The organism is Pseudomonas sp. 13B_3.2_Bac1 (genome assembly GCF_025466205.1).
In the GTDB taxonomy this organism is placed as follows: Bacteria; Pseudomonadota; Gammaproteobacteria; order Pseudomonadales; family Pseudomonadaceae; genus Aquipseudomonas; species Aquipseudomonas fluorescens_H.
The window spans coordinates 1-6,844 of sequence record NZ_JANLOG010000067.1 but is presented as its reverse complement, the minus strand read 5'-3'; the positions used below and the strand labels follow the sequence as shown (position 1 = coordinate 6,844).

Annotated in this window: 6 protein-coding genes; 1 reads left to right on the top strand and 5 read right to left on the bottom strand. The window is 62.7% G+C overall.

From position 1 onward, the window contains the following. Positions 1-78: 78 nt before the first annotated feature. From NTD85_RS10285 to dnaX, 5 genes are all read right to left on the bottom strand, one after another. The gene (locus NTD85_RS10285; protein ID WP_262142072.1) at positions 79-1,227 is read right to left on the bottom strand and encodes an acyl-CoA dehydrogenase family protein; all 1,149 of its coding nucleotides are present in this window, start codon (positions 1,225-1,227) and stop codon (positions 79-81) included. Between the two features lie 201 nt (positions 1,228-1,428). Continuing rightward, positions 1,429-2,031: a recombination mediator RecR gene (gene recR / locus NTD85_RS10280; protein ID WP_003223341.1), complete on the bottom strand. Its 603-nt coding sequence runs from the start codon at positions 2,029-2,031 to the stop codon at positions 1,429-1,431. A gap of 66 nt (positions 2,032-2,097) precedes the next feature. Then, complete coding sequence (locus tag NTD85_RS10275; protein WP_103484599.1) at positions 2,098-3,132, bottom strand: NADP-dependent oxidoreductase; 1,035 nt, start codon at positions 3,130-3,132, stop codon at positions 2,098-2,100. 300 nt (positions 3,133-3,432) lie between these two features. After that, positions 3,433-3,771 (bottom strand): YbaB/EbfC family nucleoid-associated protein, encoded by a 339-nt coding sequence (locus NTD85_RS10270; RefSeq protein WP_003223337.1) that lies wholly within the window; start codon positions 3,769-3,771, stop codon positions 3,433-3,435. Between the two features lie 67 nt (positions 3,772-3,838). Next, positions 3,839-5,938: a DNA polymerase III subunit gamma/tau gene (gene dnaX, locus NTD85_RS10265; protein WP_262142071.1), complete on the bottom strand. Its 2,100-nt coding sequence runs from the start codon at positions 5,936-5,938 to the stop codon at positions 3,839-3,841. A gap of 144 nt (positions 5,939-6,082) precedes the next feature. Between dnaX and NTD85_RS10260 the strand changes: the two genes are divergently transcribed. Continuing rightward, positions 6,083-6,832, top strand: a complete 750-nt coding sequence (locus NTD85_RS10260) for a substrate-binding periplasmic protein (protein WP_262142070.1) — start codon at positions 6,083-6,085, stop codon at positions 6,830-6,832. Positions 6,833-6,844: the final 12 nt, after the last annotated feature.

The following is a 6,844-nucleotide window of genomic DNA, read 5'->3' as shown; positions in this document are numbered from 1 at the left end:
CCTCGCTCCCACAGTTGAATGCATTCTCCTGTGGGAGCGAGCTTGCTCGCGAAGGGGCCTGCAGCATCACCGCAAAACCTATAGCCCCATCTGCTTGCTGATGATCTCGTTCATCACCTCCCGCGTCCCGCCGCCAATCGACAGAATGCGGTTATCCCGATACAGCCGCTCCACCAGACTTTCGCGCATGTAACCCAGACCGCCAAGAATCTGCACCGCTTCGCTGGTGATCCGGTCGGAGGTGTCCGTGGCAACGTTCTTGGCCATGGAAATCTCCTTGATCACGCTCTGCCCCGCCGCCATTTTCGCCGCCTGGCGGTAGGTGAACTCGCGCGATACTTCCAGTGCCGTGGCCATTTCGGCCAGCCGATGCTTGATCACCTGGAACTTGCCGATCGGTTTGCCGAACGCCTCACGCTCGCGCGCCCATTTCAGCGCCTGTTCCAATGCCAGCTGCGAAGTCATGTTGGCCATCAGCGCCAGCGCCAGCCGTTCGCTCTGGAAATTGCCCATGATGCAGGCGAAGCCCATGTTCTCCGCGCCGATCAGATTGCCCACAGGCACCCTGCAATCGTCGAAGAACAGTTCAGCGGTGTCCGAGGCCCACCAGCCCATTTTCTTCAGCTGGCGGCCTACGCTGAAGCCAGGGGTGCCCTTCTCGATCAACAGCAGGCTGATGCCGCCGAAACCCGGCGCTCCGGTGCGCACTGCGACGGTGTAGAAATCGGCGCGCACGCCACTGGTGATGAAGGTCTTGCTGCCACTCACCCGGTAGACGTCGCCGTCACGCACGGCGCGGGTTTGCAGGTTGGCGACGTCGGAACCGCCGCCGGGTTCGGTAATCGCCAGTGCGCTGATTTTCTCGCCGCTGAGCACTGACGGCACGACACGGTCGCGCACCTCGGGCCGGGCCCATTTGACGATCGGTGGCAGGCCGATATCCAGCGAACCGAGGCCGGCGACCAGACCACCGGAGCCGCAGCGCATCAGCTCTTCGCTGGCGGCAACCTTGGCGAACACATCACCTTCGTGGCTGCCACCCAGCGCTTCGGGATAACCGATGCCGAGAATCCCCGCCGCCCCGGCCTTCAGGTACAGCTCACGGGGAAAGCTTTCGGCTTCTTCCCACGCATCAATGTCCGGCAGGATCTCGCGCTCGACGAAACGTCTGACGCTGTCGCGGACCATTTGGTGGCTGGGGTCGAAGTATTCCTGGAAGGCAGGCATCGGCGAACTCCACTGAAGGGTTGGCCGACGTTAACCGAGCGCTTGCTTGGTTTTCAATAAGTTTGTGTGAATCAGTCAGACCGAGGTGCGCCATTCGCGAGCAAGCCCGCTCCCACATTCGACCGCATTCAATCTGAATGAACTCGATCAACTGTGGGAGCGGGCTTGCTCGCGAAGGCGTCTGCTCAGACACCCTGTAATTCAGAGGGAAATCGGCTTACGCCCGGCAAACGAATGCGCCAGCGTCCCGCCATCCACCAACTCCAGCTCCCCGCCCAGTGGTACGCCGTGGGCAATCCGCGAGGCGATCAGGCCTTTGTTGCTGAGCAGTTGGGCGATGTAATGCGCGGTCGCCTCACCTTCCACCGTCGGGTTGGTGGCGAGGATGACTTCGGTAAACGTGCCCGCCTCTTCAATACGCGCCATCAATTGCGGAATACCGATGGCTTCCGGGCCCAGGCCGTCGAGCGGCGACAGGTGGCCCTTGAGCACGAAGTAGCGACCACGGAAACCGGTCTGTTCCACCGCATACACGTCCATCGGCCCTTCCACCACGCACAACAGCGTATCGTCGCGGCGCGTGTCGGCGCATTGCGGGCACAGATCGTCTTCGGTCAGCGTGCGGCACTGACGGCAGTGACCCACCCCTTCCATGGCCTGGCTCAGGGCCTGGGCCAGGCGCGTGCCGCCGCTGCGATCACGTTCGAGCAACTGCAACGCCATGCGCTGGGCGGTTTTCTGGCCCACACCCGGCAAAGTGCGCAGGGCGTCGATCAGTTGGCGAATCAAAGGGCTGAAGCTCATGGGTAAAAAGTCCGACAAAACAACGAGACGCGGTTTATACCCGCGCCTCCGGCCAGCGTCAAATGCTCAGTCCTGGGCAACCTTCACCACCAGTTTGCCGAAGTTGCGCCCTTCCAGCAGACCGATAAACGCCTCGGGCGCCTGCTCCAGGCCCTCGACCACGTCTTCGCGGAATTTCACCTTGCCGTCGCGCACCCACGGCACCATGTGGCTGATGAATTCCGGCTGACGGTCGCCGTAGTCATCAAAGACGATGAAGCCCTGAATTCGCACCCGCTTGGTCAGCAGCGTGCGTTGCAGCATCGGCAGACGATCCGGGCCTTTCGGCGCTTCGGAGGCGTTGTAGCCGGCGATCAGCCCGCACAGCGGGATCCGCGCCTTGGGGTTGAGCAGCGGCACCACGGCATCGAACACATGCCCGCCGACGTTCTCGTAATAGATGTCGATGCCTTTCGGGCAAGCCTTGGCCAGTTGTTCGGCAAAGTCCGGCGCCTTGTGATCGATGCAGGCATCAAAACCCAGCTCCTCGACCACGTATTTGCATTTGTCGGCGCCACCGGCCACGCCGACCGCACGCAGGCCCTTGATCTTCGCGACCTGACCGACCACCGAGCCGACGGCACCGGACGCGGCAGCCACCACCAGGGTTTCGCCTTCTTTCGGCTGACCGATGTCGATCAGCCCCATGTACGCGGTCATCCCCGGCATGCCCAGCACACCGAGGGCCATCGACGGGCTCGGCAGACCGGACGGGATCGGCATGATGTTGCGCCCGTCACTGATGCTGTGGCTCTGCCAGCCGGTCAGGCCGACCACCAGATCGCCCGGGTGGAATTTTGGATGACGCGAATCCTCGACACGGCTGACAGCGCCACCGGTCATCACTTCGCCGATTTGTACCGGCGCGGCGTAGGACGGCGCGTCGCTCATGCGTCCGCGCATGTACGGGTCCAGCGACAGGTACAGGGTCTTGAGCAGCACCTGCCCGTCTTCGAGGTCCGGCAACGCTTCGCGCTCCAGACGGAAGTTCTCCGGGGTCGGCGCGCCAACCGGGCGCGAGGCGAGGACGAAGCGTTGATTGAGGGTCAGAGGGTCGGACATGTCAGCGTCTCCTGTGAATGGGGAATCCGGGGGTATAGGGAGCAGACCTTGGTGACATCACAGCGTTCGATGTTTCTACTCGACTCCTGTGGCGAGGGAGCTTGCTCCCGCTGGAGTGCGAAGCGCTCCCCCTGCTTTCTTTCAGGTATACCGGGTTTTCAGGGTTTACGACGACTTCGTCGCCGAGCGGGAGCAAGCTCCCTCGCCACAAATGAATACCGAAGGCCCGAGAAACGGAAACAAAAATGCCAGGCGCAATGCCTGGCATTTTGTGTAGCTCATCCAACCCGCAAAGGCGAATCAGAATGGCAGTTTCATACCCGCTGGCAGGTTCATGCCGGCGGTCATGCTGCCCATTTTTTCCTGGCTGTTGGCTTCGATCTTGCGCACGGCGTCGTTGACGGCGGCAGCAACCACGGCTTCGAGCATTTCCTTGTCATCTTCGCTCAGGCCTTCAACCAGGCTTGGGTCGATGCTGACGCTTTTCACGTCGTGACGACCGGTCATCACCACGGTGACCATATCGCCACCGGCCTTGCCGGTGACTTCGGCGTTGGCCAGTTCTTCCTGCATCTTGGCCATTTTTTCCTGCATCTGCTGTGCCTGCTTCATCAGGCCGGCCATGCCACCTTTCATCATGGGAATCACCTCAAAAGTACTTGGATCAAAACAGCGCCCGGCGCTTAACGCCGAACGCCCTCAGTTATTAACCTTGGGCGACCAAGGCATCGACAGGTTCAATAGTATCGTGTCGCACGACCGCACCGAACTGCTGGACCATCTGCTGGATGAACGGATCACCGTGGATCGATTCCTCCGCCTCGCGCTGACGGTTGGCCCGGCGACGGGACGCGGCCTGCGCCGGGGTTTCCTGTTCGGGCTTGATCAGCTCTATGGTCAGGGTCAGCGTGCGACCGTGGAACTGGTTCAACGCATCGTTCAGGCGCCGCTGTTGCGTGGCGTTGAACAGCGCGCTGTGCGCCGGGTCCAGGTGCATCAGCCAATGGTCACCATCGACCGCAATCAGCGTGCAGTTGGCGGCGATGCTTCCGGTCATGCCAGAAATCGGCAGTTGCGGGAACAGCTCCAGCCATTGCAACGCCAGACCGGTGGCCGGCGCAGCGGCAGGCTCCGGCTCGGGTTCCGGGGCCGGCTCGGCGGTGTGTTCGCTGGCCAGGTCGTCGAGGTAGCTGTAGGCCGAATCCATGTCCGGCTCGATGTAGTCTTCGTCCAGCGGCGGCTCGTCGTCGAGGTCCATGCCCGGCGTGGCGGCATCGACGTCGGCGACCGACGGCTCGGGAATCGGCGCAGCAGCCCACTCGGGTGCATCCGGCACCACGCTGTCCGGGGTCGGCAGCGGCATCGGCGGCAACTCGGGCTGCTCGGCGGCGGTTTCCAGCACCGGTTCGACGGCTGGTTGTTGCACCAGCTCGGGCTGTGGCTCGGGTTCGACCGGATCGTTCCACGGCAGGTCGACTACCGCTTCGGCGACGACTGGCTCAGGTTCTGGTTCTGGCGCAGGTGCCGGCGCAGCGGACACCACAGGCGCTGGCTCAGGAGCCGGGGCTGGCGCTGGCGCTGGCACAACAACCGGTGCAGGCGCAACAGCCGCAGCGACTACCCGCGCAGGTTCAGGCGCGGCAGCCACTGAGTTTGCGGAATCAACTGTGGCCTGGCTGATCCCCACTGGCTTTAGCGGTTGCCTCGGGGCGTCCGCCGTGTCCGCGGGCCGGAAGGCCAGCATCCGCAGCAAGACCATCTCGAACCCACCACGCGGGTCCGGCGCCAGCGGCAAGTCGCGGCGACCGATCAGGCCCATCTGGTAATAGAACTGCACATCTTCGGCCGGTAGCGCCTGCGCCAGCGCCAACACGCGGTCACGGTCGCCATGGCCGTTGTCGACGCCTTCAGGCAATGCCTGGGCGATGGCGACACGGTGCAGCACATTGAGAATTTCCGAGAGCACACCGTTCCAGTCCGGCCCCTGCTCGGCCAAGTGACGCACGGCTTCGAGCAACGCCTTGGCATCGCCTTCGATCAGCGCGTGCAGCACGTCGAAGACCTGGCCGTGATCCAGCGTGCCGAGCATCGCCCGCACGTCGGCGGCCAGCACCTTGCCTTCACCGAAGGCGATGGCCTGGTCGGTCAGGCTCATGGCGTCACGCATCGAGCCGTCGGCGGCGCGGCCCAGCAACCACAGGGCGTCGTCTTCGAACGGCACATTTTCGGCGCCGAGGACGTGGGTCAAATGCTCGACCACGCGCTCAGGCGTCATGTTCTTCAGGGAGAACTGCAGGCAGCGCGACAAAATCGTTGCCGGAAGTTTCTGCGGATCAGTGGTCGCCAGGATGAACTTGACGTAAGGCGGCGGCTCTTCAAGGGTTTTCAACAGCGCATTGAAGGAATGGCTGGAGAGCATGTGCACTTCGTCGATCAGGTAGACCTTGAAGCGCCCGCGGCTCGGCGCGTACTGCACGTTGTCGAGCAGCTCGCGGGTGTCCTCGACCTTGGTCCGGCTCGCGGCGTCGATCTCGATCAGGTCGACGAAACGCCCTTCATCGATCTCGCGGCACACCGAACACTCGCCGCAGGGGCTGGAGGTGATACCTGTTTCACAGTTCAGGCATTTGGCAATGATCCGCGCAATGGTGGTCTTACCGACCCCGCGGGTACCGGTGAACAGGTACGCGTGGTGCAGCCGCTGGCTGTCCAAGGCATTGATCAGAGCCTTGAGCACATGGGTCTGGCCGACCATTTCGCGGAACGAGCGCGGACGCCATTTACGTGCAAGAACCTGATAACTCATCGAAAACCGTCGCAACGAAGGAAGCTGAAGCGGCTAATGCTAGCGGAGCAAGGGCAAAATTGCATCCGGTGTGCTCGTCTAATCTGGCTAAGCTGCTGTTGGCGGGGAAATATCGGCTCGGGATCGGGACTCATCGGAGCATTTATGCGTTGGGCCTTGGGAGCGTTATTGGGGATCAGTCTGAGCGTGAGCGCGTCCGAACCGCCGCTGCGCTTTGTCGTGGCCGACAGCTGGGCGATGCCGATGGTGCAGATCGACCACGGCCGCCCGACCCAGGGCATCCTCCACGACATCATGCTCAGCCTCGCGACGCAGGTCGGCGTGCCCGCCGAATTCCACGTCCTGCCGCGCACCCGAGTACAAAGTGCCATGGAGCGCGGTGAAGTCGATGTGCGCTGCTATGCCGCACAATCGTGGCTGCCGAATCAGTCCGGCGATTACATCTGGAGCATTCCGCTGCTGTTCCAGCGCGATCTGCTGATCAGCCGCCAGGATCAACCACCACGCGTCGATCCGGCGAACCTTGCACGCCAATCGATCGGCACCGTGCTCGGCTACACCTACCCGACCCTGCAACCGCTGTTCGACGCCGATCGCCTGCAACGCGATGACGCGCGCAATCAGGAACAAGTGCTGGAAAAACTCCTGGCCGGGCGCTACCGCTATGCGGTGAGCAATCAATGGACGCTGGACTGGTTCAACCAGCGCCTGCTGCCCGCGCAGCAACTGCACGGGGTGGCGGTGCTGCAGGAGCAGCAGGTCGGCTGCTATGTGAGGAATGACCCGCAGGTGCCGGTGCAGCGGATCTTGCGCACGTTGTTGCGGATGAAAATGTCGGGGGAGATTGATGACATTATCCGGTTGTATACCGGGTCCTCGGAAGCCATCCCATAACCCATTGTGGGT